Here is a 21,097-nt window from a genome sequence, read left to right on the forward strand (position 1 = left end):
GGCGCCCTACGCCTCCGTCGTATCGGATGTCGCTGCCCCCGCGCGCTGGCGCAAATCGTCCAAATCGGCCTGCGCAGAAAGTTCCAGATCGGCAAACGCATCAGGCGCGCGCAAGGCAACTAACTTGGCGGACATCGTAGCAATGTTCATCGACGCAATAGCTCCCGCCGGATCGGTGGCACCGTGACGCAGCGCCTGACGTTGCAACCGCTCGATGACCTTGCGAAGCTCCTCGCCCTTCATCTTACCGTCTCGATACAACTCGAGGCGCAGCACAAGCGCGTTTTCAAGTAGCGTCAGCGCCTCGTCGCACGATGGATCACGGAACGCGAAGCTCGCGTTGTAGTAACAAGACGCCAGACTTTTCTTGTCGCCCAGCACGCGATACAGCTCGACCGCCCGTTTGTATGTGCTCAGCGCTTCGTCGAGGCGCCCCTGCTTATCCAGCACCCATGCCTGCCACCAGCGCATCCGCGCGGCCTGGCTCAACGCATCGTGATCGTGCAGCTCGCCCTCCTCGTCGCCCACATCCGCCGTCGCGGCGTCGGAGCCCCAGCCGGCGGCGCGCTCATACAGCTCCGCCGCCTCGCCGTAGCGCCCCGCGGCGTCGGCCCAGTGCTCTCCACGGCGCGCCACGTCGGCCCAGCGCCTCAACGTGCGCGCGAGCCGATCTTGGTAGCCAGATTCATCGTTCGCTGCAAGCTTGCGAAAAACGGTCACGGCCTCGCCGTAGGCGGCCTCCGCGCGCGCCGTCTTGCCTGCACGATCGCATAAGAGACCGATATTATCCAGGCACTCTGCGATATTCTTGCGGTACGCCTCATCTGGTTGCATCTCGTACAGCGTGCGATACTGCTCGACCGCCCGCTCGTACGCGCTCAGCCCCTCATCGAAACGCCCCTGCTTATCCAGCACCCATGCCTGCCACCAGCGCATGCGCGCGGCTCGACTCAACGCATCGAGGTCGCGCTGCGCGTCATCCGTGCCACCCGCGCCCGTAGACGCAACGCCTTCGGTGGCGGCGTCGGCGCGCGATGGCGCATCGGCGTCCCCGGAATGGATGGATGTAGCATCCTCGACATCGGTGTACCCCCAGCCGGCAGTGCGCTCGTACAGCACCGCCGCCTCGTCGTAGCGCGCCGCGGCGTCGGCCCAGCGCTCCTCATGGCGCGCCAGATCGGCCCAGCTCCTCAGCGTGCGCACGAGCCAATCACGGTAATACGGATTACCATCCGCCGCGAGTTCCCACAAAATGCCCATTGCCTCACTATAAGCAGTCTCCGCACGGGCCGTCTGGCCAGCACGATTATATAGAGCACCGGTGTTGCCCAGGCAGCGCGCATAATCCTCGCGATACACCACGTCGGGCTGTGCCTCGTGCAGTGCGCGATAACGTGCACGCGCATCCTCTAACATGGCGATAGCGCGCTCGTGCTGCCCCACTTTGTCTAGGCAGAGCGCTTCGTTGTGCAGAACATCGGCAGCATCACCTGCGGCGCCCGCCTTGCCTGCATCCTGTGCCGCCTGTGCCACGGCGCGGGCCTCTTCATACACTGGCAGCGCCTCGTTCGCATCCGTTTGTCCCAAGAGCAACGCAAGATCCAGCAAGCGATACACAAGCCGATGGTCGTGCATGCCCGGTTGCAGCCGCGCGAGTGCACGCATCACCGAAACGCCCTCGCGTATATATTGCTCGGCGAGCGCATTTTGCCCAAGCTCTCGGTACACGTTGCTCAACTGTGCCAACGACGAACTGAACATTTCTCCGAACACCGCAAGGTTCTCGCGCGCCCAAGGGCGACGCAGGGTAACGCACTCGCGCAGCAAACGCTCACCGTCTGCGAGACGCCCCATTTTCCAGTATAGACTTCCCAAGTTGTTGAGCGTTATGGCGTAGTCCTCGCCAAACGCCGCCGGATTCTGTTCAAAAAGTCGCCGGCGGATTGCCAACGCCTGAAGATACCACGCCTCACTCTCCTCGTAACGCCTAAAGGTCGATGCATTGTCACCCAGCTCAGCGAGCGACCTGGCAAAGTCGACGTCATAGCGCCCCGGATCGCGCGCCGCCAGATCGCGTAGCAGCTCCGCCGCCTCCCTAAAGTACGACTGCGCCGCATCGTGTTGATTGAGACTTGTGCAAGCAGTGCCCGCGTTACCCAGCGCAATTGCGAGGTTGAAACGATTATCATCGCTGTCACGTGCCGCTAACATGACACGTATGAGGTCAACGGCGCGCTTGTGGGCGCACAGTGCCTCGCGCGGTCGCCAACTCTGCCTAAGCACCACGCCGCGCGAAAGCTGCACACTCGCTTCCAAGCGCTCGGGATGAGGAAGTGGGCTCACCACGGCCTCGGCCTCGTCAAGGGTTGCTAGCGCATCTTCAAACCGATGCATATCACTGAGCACCACCGCCTTCGTGCGCAGACACCAAGCCAGTAGAGCCCGCCAAGGCGCACCCGCACGCCGAGCGACTTCAACGGCATGTTCACTCACTGCGAGAGCATCATCCCAGGCACACTCATCACTCAGCAGCGTGCCCAGCGCCTTGAGCGTGTTGATGCGCGCCGTAAACTGTTCATCGGAAAACGTCACGCCGGCGTGCTCCCACTCGTCGCAAACGCGCTCCGCCGCCTCCAGATACGGACGCGCCTCATTGTAGCGATTATGCCAAAACAGGAAAGACCCAAACTCCGCCTGCGCCGTGAACCCCAACTCATGCGCCGCCTCGCACGCCGCCGCCTCGGCAAGCGCCGTCTCGATGCGCTCCACCGTGGCGGTGTCCTCAATATGCGCAGCAAGCAAATCGGCAAGCTGCAGCTGCTCCGCAACCGTTGCGCGTAAGCGCTCAAGCACGCGGTCGCGCTCAGCATCCACCACCGCCAAATCCTGCTCCGCCCGCGCGCGATCGGCGCGAATCTCCGCCTCATCGAGCAGCGCAATGGCTTCATCGATCTTGCCCGCCTCCACGAGCCGATAAGCTTGTCGCTGGCGAGCGGTCAGGCGTGCACCCGTAGCCGTATCGCGCGTCATGGTGCGCATGAACGACAAAAACTGCCGCTGCGCCTGTTCAAGCGCCTGGGTAAGCTGCGCACGGCGGGCGGCGGCGTCACCGTAGGCCCGCGCTGCCTCATCGTTATCCGGCGCCTCAAGCTGACGCGCCTTGGCTGCCTGATACTGCGGCTCAAACGCATCGAGCGCGGCGCGCGCGTCTGCAATGGCACGCCAGCCACGGTATGCGGGGACATCGGCGAGATTCACGAGCGCTCGTCCATCCAGATACATCGTGTCGTCGCGCACAGAAAGGCCCCCGGCAGTGCCGCCCGTTGCGAACGAGCCCGCTACCTTCCCCATCATCTCATCTGGCGCGCTATCGAGTTCCGCATCGCGCGCAATCTGCAACAGCACGCCCAGCTTCACGGTGTCAAGCGTTTCGTATGTGTTATAGAAGTGGTGGAGCTCCGTATCCAGCTGATTGCGAAAACGCTCTAGCTCGCACGAGATGGAGCCTCCCTGCGGCACCACTTTGAACCACGTTACGATTTGCGGCGCGCCGTTGGCACGAAACGCCTCAAGCGCTTGCCGAAAGCGCTCCTCCATAGCGTCGTCGCTCGTCATAAAATACAAAAACAAGGCAAGCGAGCTGCCGCGCACCGCGGCATCGTAGTCTTTCAGCGGGTCGTTACGGCCGTCCCACTGCCAGCTCACCAGCCGAAAGAACACGCCGCGGTCCAGCATAATGCGGTTCAGCTCTGCTACGAAGTCACACAGAATGCGCTGATCGGGCTCAAGCTCATGCGATGAACCAAGGAACACCGAAATCGTCGTCTTAACGTCCGCCATAGGAGCCTCCTTGCGCCCGGGCACGCGCTGCGCGCTTTTCCTGATGGTAGTCCAACGACTAAGATGGGGGTATGACGATTCGGCCCGGTGGGCAATGGAAACGTTTGCCACCGGCGCCGCGCACCCCGTCTGAGGGAGGCATCATGGGCATCTGGTACGTGGCCGAAACCGCGCTCGGCGTGCTGGCAGCGCTCGCCGTGGTGGGCATGGTTATCTTTGTCCTGCACGATCGGCTCGACCAAGGCCGCCGACCGCGCGTTGCCGTGGCGACGTTTGCGGCCGTCGCCCTCCTGAGCTTTTGCCAGAGCATGCTCCTCGAGGTCGATACCACGGCGGGTGCCTTCCCCAACCTCACCGCTGCCGCCGCGACCGCTGCCCTGAGCTCGCTCGGTACCGCGGGGGCCGCCTTCCTGGGCGGCAACGGCTTCTCGCTCCTGCCCGAAGCGGCGGGTTCGGGCGGCCTTGCCTGGATCGCGGCCAATCCCCTCGCCTTTGGCCTCCACGCCCTCTTTGAACTCGCCAACCTGCTCGCCCTCGCCCTCACGGCGGAATTTGTCCTCTCGCTCTTTACGGGCTTCTCCACCCACTTGAGCCTGCGCCAAGGGCACTTTGGCGATGTGCTGATCGTACGCACCACCGACGCCATGCGCCCTCTTGCCGACCGGTTTATCGAGGAGGCGTGTGCCGAGGGCCCGCGCGCGCCGGCGGTGATTCTTGCCGAACAGGGTGCCGAGGGCGCGGGCTGCCGCATCATGGCGGCCGGGCATGCCGAGGAGCTGCCGGCGCATCTTGCGCAGCGCGAGCTTGCGTGCATCACGCGGCAGCTCCACCGCAATGCCCGAGATGCAGAAGCGGAGCGTATGCCGGCAAGCGCTCCGAGCGCCGCACCGGCACCAGACGCGTCCTCGGCCGGCGGGGCGGACGTCCTCGCACATCGAGGCGGGCGCGCACGAACCCCGCGCCGCAGCGTCTATCTCATTGTCTTCCGCAACGGGCGCATCTCCGTCGCGGTCTTTCACCCCGACCGTGCCGCCTCTTGGAGCTCCCGCGACTGGGAGCGTGCCCTCGACGGCCCCGCCACCGCGCATGCCGCAGCCGATCTCCCCGAGACCTCCCGCACAGCGCCGCGCCCTTCCGAGCTCTCGCTCACCGCGCCTTCCGATCTCTACTCCTATAGCATCGAGGAGATCAAAGTCCGCCAGCTCGTCCGGCAGCTTCTCCCCGCAAGCGGCCCTGGCATCGGGCTCGGCCTGCGCCCACTCCACGCCATGGTCCTCGGTGACGACGTCGAACGCGTGGTGCTCGCCATCGTCTACCTCATCCGGAACGGCCAGGCGCTCGACGCGACCGGCCCCGAGCCGCAGCCGTGCATACCGCGCATCGCCGTGGCAAGCGCCCAAGCCGCGCGCATCGAGCACCGCCTGCGCTCGGCCTACCCCGCGCTCTTTTATGACTCGCACGAGCTCCCCGACGGCACGCCCCTCCCCACCCCGCCGGCACGCTTTGCCTTCTACACCAGCAAGCTCGACATGATGGAACACGAGCCGCTCAACGCCGCTGATGTGACGTTCGTGATCAACACGCGGCCCGACACCGGGCGCGCGCCCTCGCAGCGCGAGGTGTGGCACCGAATCCTCGAGCGACGCGCACCGGGCATTGTGCCCATCTACGTGCAGTACGACGACGCCGAGGCGCCGGACTGGGTGCGCGAGAACTCCTTTGGCGGGCGCGAAGAGGCCCACGCTGACGACCTCAAACGCGTGCTCCTCTATGGCGGCACCGCCGACAGTCTGCAAAGCGCACTCGTGCTCCACCGCGCCATCGACCGGCGCGCGATGATGGTAAACCTGCGCTACGCCGACCGCTCATGCCACCCCAGTCTCTTTAACGATGCCGCCAACGAGCCGTTTCTTGCCCGGGCGCTCGCGGCGTGGGAGAGCTGCTCACTCAGCCTCTACGACCATGAGTCGAGCCGCGCCACGGCCGACTTTATCGTGGCCGAACGCCTCTTTTGGGAGCAGTGTGCCACCGCGATGCAAGGACAAGAGGAGTCGAAAGTCGAGGCCCGCGGGCACCTGCGCGACCTTGTGGGACAGCTTGAGCACCTGCGCTGGAACGCCTACATGGCAACGTCGGGCTACGTTACGCGCCCATGGGGAACGCTCGGTGAGGACATTGCCGCGCGGCTGCGCGAGCTTGCCGAACGAGGAGAAAACTTGGACAACCCGCAGGTCGTAAAGGCCGCGGTAAAGGGCGAGCTGCGCGACAGCCGGCTCAAGCGCCATACCGCGCTCGTCGACTGGGCGGACCTGCCCCGGGCCGACCGCGCAATCGCGGCGCTCTCCGACTATCCGGGCATCCGCGAGACTGTCGAGCAGGCAGGATGTCTCAGCTGGCTGCGCAACTGGGACTATCGCGAGAGCGACCGCGGTATCGCGGAGCAGCTGGAGGAGTAGGGTCGCAGTCGATAGCTGCCCCCGTGTGGGTGCGCCCCTGCGGCAACGCCCCGCTGGGTGCCGACCGAGTCTCGTCGGGTCCTCGATACTCCCATCGCGAGGCAGCCGCTGCCCCGTGCCAGGTTTTCGGCACTTCCGCCTCAAGACCGCCACGGTTCTGCCACGGCGCCGGGTCGAGCCTTAGACGCTTTCGCCACAAGACCACCGCGGCTCCGCCACAGCCCCACGCCGGGTCGTATCGTACGCTCTCCGCGCCCCGCCGCTAGTCCGCGAGCTTCTCCACCTGGTCGAGCACCTTGCTGATCTTCTGCTTTGCCTCGGCCTTCATCTTCTCGGCGTCCTTTTTGGCCTGGGCCGCCTCGAGCGCCTTGCGCTCGGCCTCGGGGTCGGGCACCACAAGCTCCGTACCCTCGTGGGTAGCCATCGTGAGCGCATGCTCGGGGCAGACCTCCGCGCAGAGCCCGCAGCCCACGCAATAGGTGGGCTCGAGCGCAAAGCGGCCCGCGCCCACAAGATCGCACGCATGGAGCGGGCAGACGCGCACGCACTCGCCGCACATGGTGCATTTGGAGAAATCGCACTCGGGTAGCGTAATCTGGATGTTCTCGGCGAGCTTGGGGTGCGCCTGTAGCGTAGAGAGCAGCAGCTGGCGCGATTGCGTAAGGACGCGACGGCGCTTCTGGGTGGTCGTTCCCGTGGCCTGGGCCAGCGTGCGTTCGAGCGCAGAAAGCTTCTTGTTATGCTCCTTGAGGCGCTGCGTCACCGTGGCGACCGCCGCCGCGGCCGGGTTGAGCTTGGACACGGTGAGGCCCGTGGTGCGCTTGATGTTGTCGAGGAACTCCTTGCGCTCGTACTCGCGGCGCTTTTGGCACACGAGCGCGCGCGGCTCAACCTCGAGTCCCATGCCCGTGCCCGACCACTCCTCCGCGGTGGCGATGGCGTCGCCGAGGATCTCCTCGCCGCCGGCGTTGCGGCACTTGTCGCAGATGCCGAGCGGCAGGTAAACGCTCACCTGCGGGAAATCGGTCATGATGGCAAACCAGGCCTCGGGCGTAACGTCGCCCACGCAGGCGATGACCACTTCGTTCTCGCGCGGCACACGGCGCAGGGCCCGCGTGCAGGTAACGTAGGCCGTGGTATGGGCCGTCGCCGCCTTGGCAACGGCATCGTAGATCTTCTTGGGCTGGACCCTGGGCGAAAGAATCGCCTCAGTGGGGCACACGGGCACGCAGAGCCCACACTTGCGGCACGCGTCGGAGATGTCGACCTCGCCGTCATCGACCTCGATGGCGTTTACGGGACAGACCTCCTCGCAGCGGCGGCACGTGCTCTTCTCGGACTTGCAGACAAGGCACGGAATCGCGTTGAACCGCGGGCGCTCCTTGTAGTCGGCCGGGTTCCACTCGGGGGTCTGGGCCTCGGGCTTACCGAGCAGCGCGTCGGTGACACCGCCGAGCGGGTCCTTGAGAACGTCGAGGCTCTTGCTGATATCGATGATGTCGTCAAAGAGGTCGTGCTGCTGCGCCATATCGAGTGCCCTCCCTGCATTTGGCTGCGATGCCCTGGCAACCTGCATATTCTACCGCGCACCGTTTGCCCGCCACCACGACAGCCCGAATCGTCACAGAGGCGCGTGGCGGCATCGCACGTGCAGCGACCTTTGCCCGCGGCGGCCGTCTCCGCCGTATCCAATTGCTTCTACTAGAAAGTATTAGTCACGCCCGGGACGAGCATCAGAGCCTTCCGGTCCCGCGACCTGCACGGTTCGTAACGCAGGGAGGCCCCGAACACTGAGGCCCCGGAGGGATTCCCTGGCGAACATTCTGCAGACGCGATCTTTGCGTCGAGGACGTTCGCCAGGGAACCCTCCGGGGCCTCAGTGTTCGGGGCCTCCCGGACAGGGAGTTACCGCCGTACTCGCTTAGTACATTCCGCCGCCCTGCTGACCAGCGGTAGCAGCAGCGATGGCATCCTCAAGCTGGGTGTTCTTCGGCACGTCGGTGACGGTGGCCTCGGTGATGAGGATGAGCGACGCCACGGAGGCAGCGTTCTGGAGCGTGGTGCGGGTGACCTTGACCGGGTCGAGCACGCCCATCTCGATCATGTCGCCCCACTCGCCGTTGGCGGAGTTGAGGCCCTGGCCGGCCGGCAGGCTCGCGACCTTGTCGACCACAACGGCGCCCTCGTAGCCGGCGTTCTTGGCGATGGTGGCCACCGGGGCGGTCAGCGCCTTCTTGACGATGTCGATGCCGATCTGCTCCTCGGGATCGCTGATCTCGATGTTCTCGAGCGCAGGCAGGGCGTCCATGAAGGCCACGCCGCCGCCGGCGACGATGCCCTCCTCCACTGCGGCGCGGGTCGCCTGGAGGGCGTCCTCAACGCGGTGCTTGATCTCCTTGAGCTCGGTCTCGGTCGCAGCGCCGACCTTGATCACGGCAACGCCGCCGGAGAGCTTAGCGAGACGCTCCTGAAGCTTCTCGCGATCAAACTCGGAGTCGGTGTGCTCAAGCTCGGCCTTGATCTGTGCCACGCGGGACTCGATGGCCTCCTTGGAGCCGGCACCGTCCACGATGGTGGTGTTGTCCTTGGTGATGGTAACGGACTTGGCGGTACCGAGCATGTCGGCGGTGATGTCGGCGATCTTGATGCCGAGCTCGTCGAGCGCGGCCTGGCCACCGGTGAGGGCGGCGATGTCCTCGAGCATGCGCTTGCGGCGGTCGCCGTAGCCCGGGGCCTTGACGGCGCAGACGTTCAGCGCGCCACGGATCTTGTTGAGCACGAGGGTGGGCAGGGCCTCACCGTCGATGTCCTCGGCGATGATGAGCAGGGCCTTACCGGCGCGCGAGACGGCCTCGAGCACGGGCATGATGTCCTGCACGTTGGAGATCTTCTGGTCGGTGATGAGGATGTAGGGATCCTTGAGCACGGCCTCCATGCGGTCGTTGTCCGTCACGAAGTAAGCCGAGACGTAGCCCTTGTCAAACTGCATGCCCTCGACGGTGTCGATCTCGATGTCGAAGGTCTGGCCGTCCTCGACGGTGATGACGCCGTCCTTGCCCACAACGTCCATCGCGTCGGAGATCTTGGCGCCGACCTCGGGGTCGCCGGCGGAGATGGTGCCGACCGAGGCGATCTGCTCCTTGGTCTCGATCTGCTTGGCCTGGCTCTTCATCGACTCAACAGCGGCGCGCACGGCCTTGTCGATGCCGCGACGAATGGCCAGCGGGTTGGCGCCGGCGGCCACGTTCTTGAGGCCGTCGTTGACGATGACCTGGGCGAGGAGCGTGGCGGTGGTGGTGCCGTCACCCACGGTGTCGTTGGTCTTGGTGGCGACCTCCTTCACCAGCTGGGCACCCATGTTCTCGATCTTGTCCTCGAGCTCGATCTCCTTGGCGACGGAGACGCCGTCGTTGGTGATCGTCGGGGCGCCGTAGGAGCGCTCGAGCGCCACGTAACGGCCCTTGGGGCCCATGGTGACGGTGACCGCGTCGGCCAGCTTGTTTACGCCCTGCGCGAGCTTGGTGCGCGCGGCGGTGTCAAAAACGATGTCCTTTGCCATCTTGTTATGCCTCCTGTTTGGAAACGATTACCTGGGGTGAGTGGGCGCTTGGCGCTACTCGACGATCGCGTAGATGTCGTCGGCGCGCATGAGCAGGTAGTCCTCGCCGTCGACCTTGACCTCATTGCCACCGAACTTGCCGTAGATGACGACGTCGCCCTCGTGGACGTCGATGGGCATACGCTCGCCCTTGTCGTTCATCTTGCCGGCGCCCACGGCGACGACGGTGCCGCGCTGCGGCTTCTCCTGCGCGTTGCTCGCGATGTAGAGACCAGAGGCGGTCTTCTGCTCCGCGGCATCGGGCTTAACGAGAACGCGATCTCCAAGCGGCTTGAGACTCATGTGGGATTCCTCCTTTGCTGGTGCTCCGGCAGGCTGCCGTGCATCCATGCCTTTACGTACGCAGAGAATAGTACCCACGATTGGAGACTTATACAACACGAAGGCAAAAAATCTTATGAATTGGCACTTAGATTTTCTGTTACGTAGCGCCGCAGGTAGGGCAGCCACGTGAGATTGGGGGCAGGTTCTTTTGTCACGCGCGGGCGACTCAGCACTGCTTGAGCAACAGCTCGCGCTCGGCAGCTTGGCGCGGGGCGAGCGGCTCCAGGGAGGACGCCGTGAGCTCGCGGCGGGCGGCCTCGGTGTTGCCCTGGGCAAGCTCCCAGGCTGCCAGGCGCAGCTGGAACCCCGCACGGTTGAGGTGCTTCTCGGTGAGCACCAGCTGCTCACGGATGAACCGCACGTCGCTCTCGCTCCATTCGCTCACCGGGCGGAACCGCACCTCCATGCTCTGCAGCAGATTGACAAGCTGACGCTCGGCCTTAGACCCCGCGCGGTAGCGTTCATGCATCTGCGAGAGCCGCGCCACGGCGGCATCGCGATCGGCGATTTTGCCCAGGTCGTTGCAGATCATCGCCCTCAGGTTGTACGCACGGACCCATTGGAAGTTGCGCTCACCGCGGAACGAGACGCGGTCGAGCCGCGTGAGCGCGTCGCGGTCGCGCCCGTCGTAGTAGTCGCAAAAGGCCAGCTCGAGCTCGATAAGGTTCGCGCCCGACCGGCGGTTGCGCACCTTGAGGGCCCGCGCCTCCATAACGGCGCGGTACTTGGCCACATCGGCATCTTGCCAGAGGATATCCTGCAGAGGCAGAAAGCTGCGTGCAAGCCGGATGCAGAACACCACAAAGTCGAGCGCTAGAAGCACCAGACCAACAACATAGAGTGGCTCGAGGTCGCAGTGCACCGCGTAGATCGACACGGCGCCGCACGCGAGCGCCAGGATGATATGCGTCACGCGCATGGTGAGTATGCTGCGGTTATAGGAACGCACGACCTCCTCGGCCGTCATGCCTACGTACGGTGAGTGCACGCCCGTCTCGGCCATGGCATCTCCCCTCGCTCGATCGGGTTTGCACACCATTATGGCCCGCAATGCAGAACTCAGGTTGATTCTGTTGCCCAAATTTGAGATTCGGCGAGCAGGGCGCCCATGCAGCCTCGGGCGACCCGCATTTTCACCTGCCCCCGCGCTGGCGAGGCAGAGACGTCGGCGGGGGATTGACGAGCCGCAACGTAACTTCGCCGCGCCCCGGAATTCCACCGCGCTTCGTCAATCTACCGGACCGAGAGGCGCCCCCCGTTTGACGAACCGTTGAGGAACTTCTGGGCGGTGCCGAGTTCCACCGCAAATCGTCAAAGGAGCGGCTGATATCCTGCCCCAGATTGACGAACCGTAGCGCAACTATGCAACAACCCGAAATTCCACCACGTTTTGTCAATCGCGCGACCCAACACGCGTCCCGGTTTGACGAACCGTTGCGAAACATCGCGGCAGTTCTGAGTACCGCAGCAGATTGTCAAACGAGCTGCCGATGCCCCGCCCCAGATTGACGAAATGCAGAGGAACCAAAAGCGCCGCACACCCGTCGACCGGTTACGCGGCGCTTCGTCAATCTGGCCGGCAGCGGACCCCCGACCAACGGTTGACGGGGCAAGATGCGGTACCCTCCCCGGCGTCCCCATCCGGGACCCTCAGGTGCCGCGGATCGGGCCGAACGAGGAGGGAGCGCGCCTCGGGGTGATGGCCGGCGTCCCGAGGCGCAGCACCCGTCCCCCGTCCGGGTTTCCCGGGTGCCGCAGGTCGCCCCGAAAGAGGAGCGCCGCGTGCTTAGGCAGGCAAGCGACGGCTTGAGGGGCGAGACGCGGCGCTCCGCGTCGCCGGAGAGGCTGGGGGCCTCAGGTGCCGCAGATCGCCGCAAACGAGGAGGGCATAGGCCTTCGTGCCATGCCCGACGAGTGAACGGCGAGGTGCGGTGTCTGAGGTTCCCAGGCTAGACGTAGAAGAGGATGTCGTCGTACGTCGGCACCGGCCAGTAATCGGCTGCGACCACGTCCTCCATCGCGTCGACCGACGCACGCAGGCGCTCCATGGCAGGGACGACCTCGTGCGCATAGACGTCGGCCTTCTCCTGCCAGCCCTCGGTCTCGAGCGCCTTGTTGTGCACGACGGTCAGCTCAAGAATCGCCTCGTTGATGACGGTCACGCCCTCGAGCAGACGCTCCAAGAGGTCGCGCTCAAAATTGAGGGTGCTCACGCCGCCGGCACCCATGACGGTGTCGATGCCCTTGGCGATCTTGGTTGCGTAGGCGCTGATGCGCGGCAGGTAGGTGCGGCGCGCCATGCGCTCCATGGTGCGAGCCTCGATGTTCATGCGCTTAGCGTACTTCTCGAGCTTAACCTCGTAGCGGCTCCGGACCTCAACCTCCGAGAGCACGCCCATCTCGTCAAAGAGGGCAATGGAGCGCTCGGTCACAAACGCGGGCAGCGCGTCGGCAGTGGTGGGGAGGTTGGCCAGGCCACGGCGCTCGGCCTCCTCATGCCACTCCTCGGAATAGCCGTTGCCGCCAAAGAGGATGCGCTGGTGCATCGTCAGGCTCTCGCGCACGTAGTCGAGCGCGCGCTCGGCAAACTCGTCTGCGCCCACGCCCTCGAGCGCGTCGGCGAAACGCTTGAGCTCGAGCGCCACGGCGGTGTCGAGCACCATGTTGGCGTCGGAGACGTTCACGGCCGAGCCGGGCATGCGGAACTCAAACTTGTTGCCCGTAAAGGCAAAGGGCGAGGTGCGGTTGCGGTCGGAGTTATCCTGCTGGAGCTTGGGCAGCACGTCCGCGCCCAGGTCGAGCACGCCGTGGGCGGCATGGACCGACGCCTTGCCGTCGACGATCTTCTGCACGCACTCGGTAAGAAGGTCGCCCAAGAAAATCGAGATGATCGCCGGCGGCGCCTCGTTGGCGCCCAGACGGTGATCGTTGCCGCAGGTGGCAACGCTTGCGCGCAGCACGTCCTGGTACTCGTCCACCGCGGCGATCACCGCAGCGAGAAAGACGAGGAACTGCAGGTTCTCCTCGGGAGTCTCGCCGGGGTCGAGGAGGTTGGCATCCTCGGTGGCAAGCGACCAGTTGTTGTGCTTGCCCGAGCCGTTGATGCCCTCAAAGGGCTTCTCGTGCTGCAGGCATACCAGACCATGGCGGCTCGCGATGAGGCGCATCTCCTCCATCGTAATGAGGTTCTCGTCCACCGCGCGGTTGGCGTTGGTAAAGACCGGGGCGAGCTCGTGCTGCGCGGGCGCGACCTCGTTGTGCTTGGTCTTTGCTGGGATGCCGAGCGCCCAGAGCTCGTCGTCGAGCTCCTTCATAAACTCGTTGACCGTGGGGCGGATGGCGCCGAAGTAGTGCTCCTCGAGCTCCTGGCCCTTGCAGGGCGGCGCGCCAAAGAGCGTGCGACCGGTGAGGATAAGATCGGGGCGGCGGGCGTAGTCCTCCTCGCGGATGAGGAAGTACTCCTGCTCGTTGCCGACCGAGGGAACAACGCGCTCCGGGTGCTTGCCAAAGAAGCCGAGCACGCGCTTGGCCTGTGTGTCGAGAGCCTTCATCGAGCGCAGCAGCGGGGTCTTCTTGTCGAGCGCCTCGCCGGTGTAGCTGCAGAAGGCCGTGGGAATGCAGAGCACCTCGTCTTTGATGAACGCCGGCGAGGTGGGGTCCCAGGCGGTGTAGCCGCGCGCCTCAAAGGTAGCGCGCAGGCCGCCCGTGGGGAACGAGCTCGCATCGGGCTCGCCCTGGATGAGCTCCTTGCCGCTGAACTTGGTGATGGCCGTGCCGTCGCCCTTGGGCTCGAGGAAGGCCTCGTGCTTCTCGGACGTGATGCAGCTGAGCGGCTGGAACCAGTGCGCGTAGTGGGTGGCGCCGCGCTCGATTGCCCAGGTCTTCATGGCGTGCGCGACGGCGTTGGCTACGTCGAGGTCGAGCGGCTCACCCTCCTCGATCGTGGCCGAGAGCCTCTTGTAGATATCACTTGGCAGATAGCGACGCTGTTCGGCGTCCGAGAACACCATCGTGCCAAACCGGTCCTCCAAAGCGGGCATACGGTCCCCTCTCCCGCGGCCGAGCGGCCGCGCTCTCGTACGGGCGCAAGGGAACCACCGGTCAACGGCCTTCACACCCCGCCAGTCGCCGAAACAACAGGACGGGTTGCAAAACGCTTTAATCAGTGGCTCCCTACGGCGCCCCAGAACGCAAACCACAATAGGGGCCGGAGGTTACGCGGCGGTTGCGCTTTGATTGCCGCCACGCGTCGAGATGGTGAACAGTGCGAGTCAGCGCGGTTACGCGTGCATGGCGGGCGAGTTACGGTTCGGTGAAATCGAGTGCCGTACACCAAGCTGAAACGCAGGGAGGGTCAGCTTGGGAGACCCGATGTATCGGTTGCCACGCGCCTGGGGGTGTCCGCAGCGCACAGAAAAGCCCGCGTCTCGCCGCCGTAAGGGGCGCTGAATCATCTCGACCCCCGATGTGAGCGTATCTTTTGAGATGTCCCCGTAGCACTCCACTAGACTAAAGCACTCAACTGGTCTTTTACTTGAGATTCATCACCGATTTGAGCGGTCTATCCGAGGGGCCCCAAAAGATGCACTCACTTCGGGGGTCGAGTTTCTGCGCAGGGCGCGAAATCCCTTGTTCGGCGCCTTGCCAGAGGACAAGAGGCTATTCCCACAGACCGAGGGCACGGGCGGTGTCGAGGCGTTCCCGCAAACGTTCGCGCAGCGTAGCGGCATCAAACGACCCATCGTCCACCTCGACGCGCGCAATGGTGCCATCGCGCATCGCCACGATGAGCGCCGAGGCGTCTGGGCTGAACGCGAGCGCACGCACCTCGCTCCCCTGCTCGCGCACCACCGCACCCGGATAGAGGTCGCTGTCGCGCAGAAGCGCCACACTGCCGTCGGAAAACCCGGCGGCAAACACCGTGCCGTCGGGAGAGGCGGCGAGTGCGCGGGCCTGGTGCGCGTCGACGGGCGTCCACGAGGTAAGAAAACCAGTTGTGAGCTGCCACGAACCGTCCTCAAAAGCGAGCGCAAGCGAGCCGTTCTCTTCAAAGCCGTCGCCTACGCTCACGGCGTGCGTCCCGCCCACGGCGATTGCGCGCGGAGAGGCGCCCGGCGTTGCCGAGACGCTCGCGACGCCATCGATGCTCGCAGCCGTGGTATCGGCGGGCACGGACGAGTCGGGCTCCACCACCGAGAAGCCACCCCCGCCAAAGCTCCCAAGGTAGATGCGCCCTTCGTCGTCTACCGCAAGGGCGGAGACCGAGACGTTCTCGATGCGCTTCAGCCCCTCACCGGTGGCAAGGTCGTATACCAGTGTTTGCGCCCCGTCGCTCAGCGCCAAGATGTCCGCCGTGGGCGACGTGGCGATGTACCAGGGCTCCACATCCGCCGGCACGTTGACCACCTGCGCCGTGTGCCCGGCAACATCAACCAGATAGAGCCCCCGCTTGCCCGTGGTATCGACACCCACCACCAAGACCTCGTGCGCCGTGGCACCCGGTGCGATATCCGAAGCCGTCTTTAGCATGCCGCCCAAGCTCGTATCGAGCCCGAGCACCTCTCCGGTTGCCGCATCCACCACGGCGATGGAGCCGTCGCGCGCAAGAAACGCCACCTGGGATCCGTCCGCGATTATCGCGCCATCCATGAACCAGAGGCCTGTGCTGGCCGTCACGGTGGTACGGGAGCTCGGCTCCCACACCGCAACCGAGCCGTCGGGAGCCCGCATGGCAAGATAGGTGCCGTCCACGCTCCACGAGAGCACGCTGCCCGCCGCGACCGGCGCACCGGAAAGCTCCGCAAAGCAGGTACCGAACACCGGATCGAAGAGCTGAACGCCCTGCGCGCTCACCACCGCGAGCACGTCGCCACCAGGAGATGCCGCCATATCATCGCAAGGGGCGTCGAGCACCGCCGTCGCCGCAGCGCCGTCTCCCGCGCCTGCCGCGCCCCCATCCTGGTCGATGCGCAGCACCCTATCGTCGTCCGAGACGGAGGCGCGCCATCCCGCGCCGGTTGCCGACGTGCGTCCCGCCTGCGGAAATGCGGCGTTCTCGAGTGCCTCGACGGCAGAAGCGTCGCCTGCGGCCTCGCCCCCGGCCGGCGCATACGCAACGGGAACACACGGCTCGAGGGCATCCTGATACGAAGCGAGCGTTGTTGGCCCCTCGCTTGCCGGGTCCTCCGCAAGCGCCGCCTCGGCTCCTGCGTAAGGGCTCTCGAGCAAGGCGCTCTCGAGCGCCGTGCGCCGCTCGGCCAACGCGGTGTTGCTCTGGTTTGCCTCGTCAACCTGGCCTATCTGGTAGGCTCCCGCCACAAGTACCATCACACTCGCCATCACGCCCATGACGAGCACCGACAGAGATGCCCGAACCATGCGCCGCCAGCGCAGCGACTGCTGAACAAAGTCCTCCGCCAGCTCGGTCACCGCCCCGGGGCGAGCCGCCACCGGCAGGAACCTCCTCAGGTTTCTCCGGCGAGCAAGGTTGCGCACGCGCCGCCCCGTGCGGGCCCACTCCGCCGCCTCAACCTCGAGGTCGGCAACCACATCGCCCTCCGGCGGACGAGCGGCAAAGCGCTTGGCCACAAACGCCGCGGCTTCCTCGAGGTCAACCTCGCTGTCATGCGCGGAGAGCGTCACAATCGGCCGATGGTAGTAGCGTGCCTGGTCTGCCTCGCTGCGGCATGGGCCGGAGGCAAACCATTCCTCGGATTGAAAGAGCACGACCATGGCAGACCCGCGAATCGCCGCCGTCACCCGGGCGTCCCACGCGGTGCCAAACCGCAGCTGCTCGGTATCGCGCCAAACCTCGATGCCCCGGGCCTCGAGAAGCGCCTGCAAGCGGGCGACGGACTCGGCGCGCCGGCGGGGATATGAGATAAACAGGTACGCCATGGCATCCTCCCTACCGCGCACTCGGCGCCGCAGCGGCGCACGTCATGCCGAGCTGTGTCCGAAACTCCTCGGGGAAGGTCTGCCATTGCGCAAGCGCCCACCGGCGCGGCTGACGAGCCCGCAACAGCTGCTCGGCACCGGACATACTCGTGCACCCGCTGTTGGACCACGGGTGCCACCAGCGGCCGTCCGCCTCCACCATGAGCTGGACCCCATCCGCCGAGAATCCCACTTGCGTAACCTCCTCAGCCGTCGGCACTCGCCAAGCACGGCAGGCGTGTGCCTCGCCATCCGCCGTGAGGTCGAAGGCGAGCACGGTGCCCGAGGCAAAGCCCACGGCGACGGCATCTCCGTCCGGCGCCACGCACACGCTCGACACCGCACCAAGATCCCCGTACGAGTCGAGGGGGATATCGAGCGAAGCCGACCGGTCGGACGATGTCCCATCGTCCTGCGCGGCGGCATCGCCTTGAGCGTCCGAGCCATTGGTCGCGCCTGTGCCCTCCGATGGCCCGGAGGTGTCAGCCGTGCGCGTGACCCGCACGAGCCCTTCGCCCACAACCTCCGCCGTCACCCCAGATGCCCGGGAGGATGCGCCCGCAGACGTGACGCTCCCCTCGGACGGCTCCTCGTGGGGCACCAGGGTATCGAGCGACCAGACGCTCGTAACAAACCCGTTTCCGCAGGCAACAGTACCCGTCTTGCCGATCGCAAGATAGCAGACACCCGCTATGTCGTTGGCGATAGTGCCGAGCTTGGCGCCCGTGGCGAGGTCCACCACCTGCACCCCGTCCTGCGCCGTGGCGACCACGAGCACGCTGCCGTCCGTTGCGAGCGCGTCGGGCGCGTCGTATGTGGTAAAACCGATGGGCCTGAGCTCCCCCTCGTTTGAGAGGGCCAAAACCTGGCCGTTGGCGCAGACGAGCGCATCCCCTTGGGGCGACACCGCACCGGTGAGCACTTCGGCGTCTGGGAGCGGGGCCTGCCGAACGGTCTTGCCCGCAGTCAAATCGATGAGCCGCAGCGTCCAATCTGAAGTGGATGCGTCCGCGTCGGACGCGCCCTGCGATCCCGCCGCCGGCTCCGCGCAGAGCGCCAGAAGGCCCGAGGATGTTCGCGCAAGGGCAAGGGCCTGGGTCTTGCTCACGTCGAGTGTCTGCGCCGGCGAGCCGTCCTCGTACACCGCAAGAGAGTTCGTCGTCTGCACGGCAATCTGTGAACCGTCGGCACTGCAGACCACGGCAACGCCGTCGGTGCACGCTCCGTCAAGCACCGAGCGCTCGCCCGATGTCAGGTCGACGAGCGCCACGCCCTCGGCATCGGCTATCACAGCCTGCGCGCCATCTGCCGTTACGTCAAAGGCAAAGGCGTCCGACGAGGACACACGGACCGTGTCGAGCGGATCGAACGTCGATAGATCCCACTGTTGGAGCGCCCCGCCCGACGCGCGAACCCAATAGCGCGTGCCGCTCAGCGCCATGACGCCCTCGCCCTGCCACTCGCCGGCGTTGAAGTTCTCGGTTCCGAGCATCCCCGTCGCCCACGGCCGCTCAAGACCCTCTGCCAAGTCGCTCACCTGCGAAGAGGCAACCTCATCCGCATCGAGCATCGAGCGATAGGTCTGAAAGGTAAAGAACGCCGGGTCGGTCTCGAGCCGCATGTTATAGATGGCCTGACCGGTGCGAACGGCATCTGCAACCTGCCCCGAGACGATGCCGCGCACCACGGCGACCACCGCGACGGCCGCCACGACCGCCGCAGCGAACACAAGGCCCCGCCGGCGGGTGCGGCGCCGCTGCCGGTCCGCAAAGACAAGAGAGGCTCTCGCATATTCCACCATCGTCGCGGTCGGCGGCTGAAAGGAATCGTCGCGCATCTCGCTGATAAGGGAAAGGGCCTGCTGTGCCTGGGCAACCTGCTGGATGAGAAAGCTGTCGTCGCGACCGCACGTTTCCCAACGCGCGGAACGGGCAGCAAGATCGTCGAACGCGCCGTAGAGCCAGACGTGAGAATGGAATATCTTCTGCCAGATAGCACCATCGGTACGGGCATCGGCCCAATGCCGCTCGCGAATGGGCGAGCCGGGCGCACCGCAACGCTCAGGCGTGATGTCATCGAGCCGAACGGGAATCGCGGCGGGCGCAAGCTCGGCTAGGTGGTTGGCACAATCGAGAAAGCCGGGCAGCCCGACGGTGGCCTCGGAGAGGAGCACCACGCAAAGAGCTAGGCCACGCAGCACGTCCGCATCGGGCGCACTCTCGGCACGTTCCTTGGCATCGCCCGCCTTGGCGCTGCCCGGTGTAGAGACCACCGAGGCCGCATCGGTGTGGGTGGCTGCCTCAGCCGTAGAAGTGTCAGCCGCATCGGACGGCCCGGGGGCGTCGGCACAGGAGAACATCTCGAACCGCACCTCATAGCCCGCGCGCCGCGCCTCATCGGCAGCGGCCGTCGCCGCAGCAGCATCCGTCTCGCAGGCCATGAGCAGCACGAATCGCTCCCGCCGATGGGTATCCATAGGCTCCCCCAACCCTCGCGGCAATCGAGACCATCATAGCGCAGGCAGCAATCCGCCCAAGCACATTAGGGGCGCCCAAACACGACCGAAACGAACAGAAGCCCCAAGTTGGCACCAACAACCCCGTCCACAAGCCAAAGCACCCGCACCGCCCAAGCACCGCCCGCGCCACCAGCATAACCCGCCGCAGCCCAAGCAACGCCCGGCACCCGCGTAACCCGCCGCACCCCCGCCGTCACCGCGGCAGCTCAAAGCCCGCCTCAACCCAGTCCCCAGCGCACCCTTTTTGCCCGCCCGCGACCCGCAAGGCTCATACGCAGAGCGGCCCGACATCGGCCCTGAAGGGATTCTCCGGCGAACATTCCGCAGGCGCTTGCGCCGAGGACGTTCGCAGAAGAACCCTTCGGGGCCGGCGTCGGGCCGCCCGTCGGGAGTATCAGCCTTGCTCGCTTAGAATGCTGCCTGCACCGCGTCGCCGAAGGTCTCCTTGAGGTACGCCTTGAAGTCGTCGGTCTGCAGCACCTCGACCAGCGCGGCGATGCGCTCGTCGTCCTCGAGCTCGGGCGTCGTCACGATAACGTTGGCGTACTCGTTCTTGATGACGTCGGAGTCGGCGCTCTCCTGCGCCACGGCGTCGGCGAGCGAAAGGCCGGCGTCGATGGCGTAGTTGCCGTTGATGACCGAGAAGTCCACATCGGCCAGCGTGCTCGGCAGCATCGCGGCCTCCTGCTCCAGGATCTCGATGTTGTGCGGGTTCTCCACGATGTCGTTCTTGGTGGCGGTGATGCCGGCGTCCTCGGAGAGGGTGATGACGCCGTTCTCTTGGAGCAGCAGCAGCGCGCGGCCCTCGTTGGTGGCGTCGTTGGGCACCGAGATGGTCGCGCCGTCGGGGATCGTCGAGAGGTCGCTGGACTTGCCGGCGAAGATGCCCATCGGCTCGAAGTGGATCTTGCCCACGTTCACGAGGTCGGTGCCGTTCTCCTCGTTGTAGTTGTTGAGGTAGTTGATGTGCTGGAAGTAGTTGGCGTCCACCTCGCCCGAGCTCGTGTCCTGGTTGGGGAGGATGTAGTCGGTGTACTCCTTGACCTCGAGGGTGATGCCCTGCTCCTCGAGCAGCGGCGCGGCAAAGTCGTTGAGAATCTCGGCATGTGGGCTCGGGCTCGCGGCGACGGTGAGCGTCTGGGTCTCGGCCGCGGCGGAACCGGTGGCGGCGCCGTCGCCCCCGTTGGAGCAGGCGGCGAGGGCGCCCGCGGCCACGAGGCCGGCGGCACCGGAGAGGAAGGAGCGGCGGGAGAGGCTGAAGTTCGTCATGATGGTTTCCTTTCTGTTGCCCCGCAGCACGGGGCGCTGATACCTATATTGGATGTGCTGACCACAGAGCTGCGCCGGGTGCAGGTGCCGGGCCGGCCGCGCAAGACGTTTGCGCAAAGCGCTCAGCTCAAAACG

Annotated in this window: 10 protein-coding genes; 1 reads left to right on the forward strand and 9 read right to left on the reverse strand. The window is 65.6% G+C overall.

What is annotated here, in order from left to right; translation table 11 throughout:
• Positions 1 to 6: 6 nt before the first annotated feature.
• On the reverse strand, positions 7 to 3,840 hold the full coding sequence (locus B5G20_RS02970; protein ID WP_087354914.1) for a tetratricopeptide repeat protein: 3,834 nt from the start codon (positions 3,838 to 3,840) through the stop codon (positions 7 to 9).
• Between the two features lie 143 nt (positions 3,841 to 3,983).
• Here B5G20_RS02970 and B5G20_RS02975 point away from each other — a divergent pair, with 143 nt between their 5' ends.
• Positions 3,984 to 6,296 carry a hypothetical protein gene (locus tag B5G20_RS02975; protein ID WP_087354916.1) on the forward strand — a complete coding sequence of 771 codons (2,313 nt, stop codon included), beginning with the start codon at positions 3,984 to 3,986 and terminating at the stop codon, positions 6,294 to 6,296.
• A 262-nt stretch (positions 6,297 to 6,558) separates the two neighbouring features.
• Here the strand turns inward: B5G20_RS02975 and B5G20_RS02980 are convergent, their stop codons facing one another.
• From B5G20_RS02980 to B5G20_RS03015, 8 genes are all read right to left on the reverse strand, one after another.
• Positions 6,559 to 7,824: a 4Fe-4S binding protein gene (locus B5G20_RS02980; RefSeq protein WP_087354919.1), complete on the reverse strand. Its 1,266-nt coding sequence runs from the start codon at positions 7,822 to 7,824 to the stop codon at positions 6,559 to 6,561.
• A 393-nt stretch (positions 7,825 to 8,217) separates the two neighbouring features.
• Positions 8,218 to 9,855, reverse strand: a complete 1,638-nt coding sequence (gene groL, locus B5G20_RS02985) for a chaperonin GroEL (protein ID WP_087354920.1) — start codon at positions 9,853 to 9,855, stop codon at positions 8,218 to 8,220.
• A gap of 54 nt (positions 9,856 to 9,909) precedes the next feature.
• Positions 9,910 to 10,197, reverse strand: a complete 288-nt coding sequence (groES, locus tag B5G20_RS02990; RefSeq protein WP_087354922.1) for a co-chaperone GroES — start codon at positions 10,195 to 10,197, stop codon at positions 9,910 to 9,912.
• 208 nt (positions 10,198 to 10,405) lie between these two features.
• Positions 10,406 to 11,242 carry a hypothetical protein gene (locus tag B5G20_RS02995; RefSeq protein WP_087354923.1) on the reverse strand — a complete coding sequence of 279 codons (837 nt, stop codon included), beginning with the start codon at positions 11,240 to 11,242 and terminating at the stop codon, positions 10,406 to 10,408.
• 946 nt (positions 11,243 to 12,188) lie between these two features.
• Positions 12,189 to 14,279: a glutamine synthetase III gene (locus B5G20_RS03000; RefSeq protein ID WP_087354925.1), complete on the reverse strand. Its 2,091-nt coding sequence runs from the start codon at positions 14,277 to 14,279 to the stop codon at positions 12,189 to 12,191.
• A gap of 619 nt (positions 14,280 to 14,898) precedes the next feature.
• A complete protein-coding gene (locus tag B5G20_RS03005) occupies positions 14,899 to 17,136 on the reverse strand; it encodes a TIR domain-containing protein (protein WP_087354926.1) in 2,238 nt (745 codons plus the stop codon).
• Between the two features lie 10 nt (positions 17,137 to 17,146).
• Positions 17,147 to 19,651, reverse strand: a complete 2,505-nt coding sequence (locus B5G20_RS03010; protein WP_143750204.1) for a hypothetical protein — start codon at positions 19,649 to 19,651, stop codon at positions 17,147 to 17,149.
• Positions 19,652 to 20,101: 450 nt separating this feature from the next.
• Positions 20,102 to 20,962 carry a MetQ/NlpA family ABC transporter substrate-binding protein gene (locus B5G20_RS03015; protein WP_087354930.1) on the reverse strand — a complete coding sequence of 287 codons (861 nt, stop codon included), beginning with the start codon at positions 20,960 to 20,962 and terminating at the stop codon, positions 20,102 to 20,104.
• Positions 20,963 to 21,097: the final 135 nt, after the last annotated feature.

This window comes from Collinsella sp. An7, assembly GCF_002159335.1.
Taxonomy (GTDB): domain Bacteria; phylum Actinomycetota; class Coriobacteriia; order Coriobacteriales; family Coriobacteriaceae; genus Coprousia.

Bases quoted from the DNA above. Each gene is read 5' to 3' on its own strand.
- B5G20_RS02995 (WP_087354923.1), bottom strand. From the start codon at position 11,242: ATGGCCGAGACGGGCGTGCACTCACCGTACGTAGGCATGACGGCCGAG.
- B5G20_RS02975 (WP_087354916.1), top strand. From the start codon at position 3,984: ATGGGCATCTGGTACGTGGCCGAAACCGCGCTCGGCGTGCTGGCAGCG.
- B5G20_RS02980 (WP_087354919.1), bottom strand. From the start codon at position 7,824: ATGGCGCAGCAGCACGACCTCTTTGACGACATCATCGATATCAGCAAG.
- B5G20_RS03015 (WP_087354930.1), bottom strand. From the start codon at position 20,962: ATGACGAACTTCAGCCTCTCCCGCCGCTCCTTCCTCTCCGGTGCCGCC.
- groES (WP_087354922.1), bottom strand. From the start codon at position 10,197: ATGAGTCTCAAGCCGCTTGGAGATCGCGTTCTCGTTAAGCCCGATGCC.
- B5G20_RS03005 (WP_087354926.1), bottom strand. From the start codon at position 17,136: ATGGCGTACCTGTTTATCTCATATCCCCGCCGGCGCGCCGAGTCCGTC.
- B5G20_RS03000 (WP_087354925.1), bottom strand. From the start codon at position 14,279: ATGCCCGCTTTGGAGGACCGGTTTGGCACGATGGTGTTCTCGGACGCC.
- B5G20_RS03010 (WP_143750204.1), bottom strand. From the start codon at position 19,651: ATGGATACCCATCGGCGGGAGCGATTCGTGCTGCTCATGGCCTGCGAG.
- groL (WP_087354920.1), bottom strand. From the start codon at position 9,855: ATGGCAAAGGACATCGTTTTTGACACCGCCGCGCGCACCAAGCTCGCG.
- B5G20_RS02970 (WP_087354914.1), bottom strand. From the start codon at position 3,840: ATGGCGGACGTTAAGACGACGATTTCGGTGTTCCTTGGTTCATCGCAT.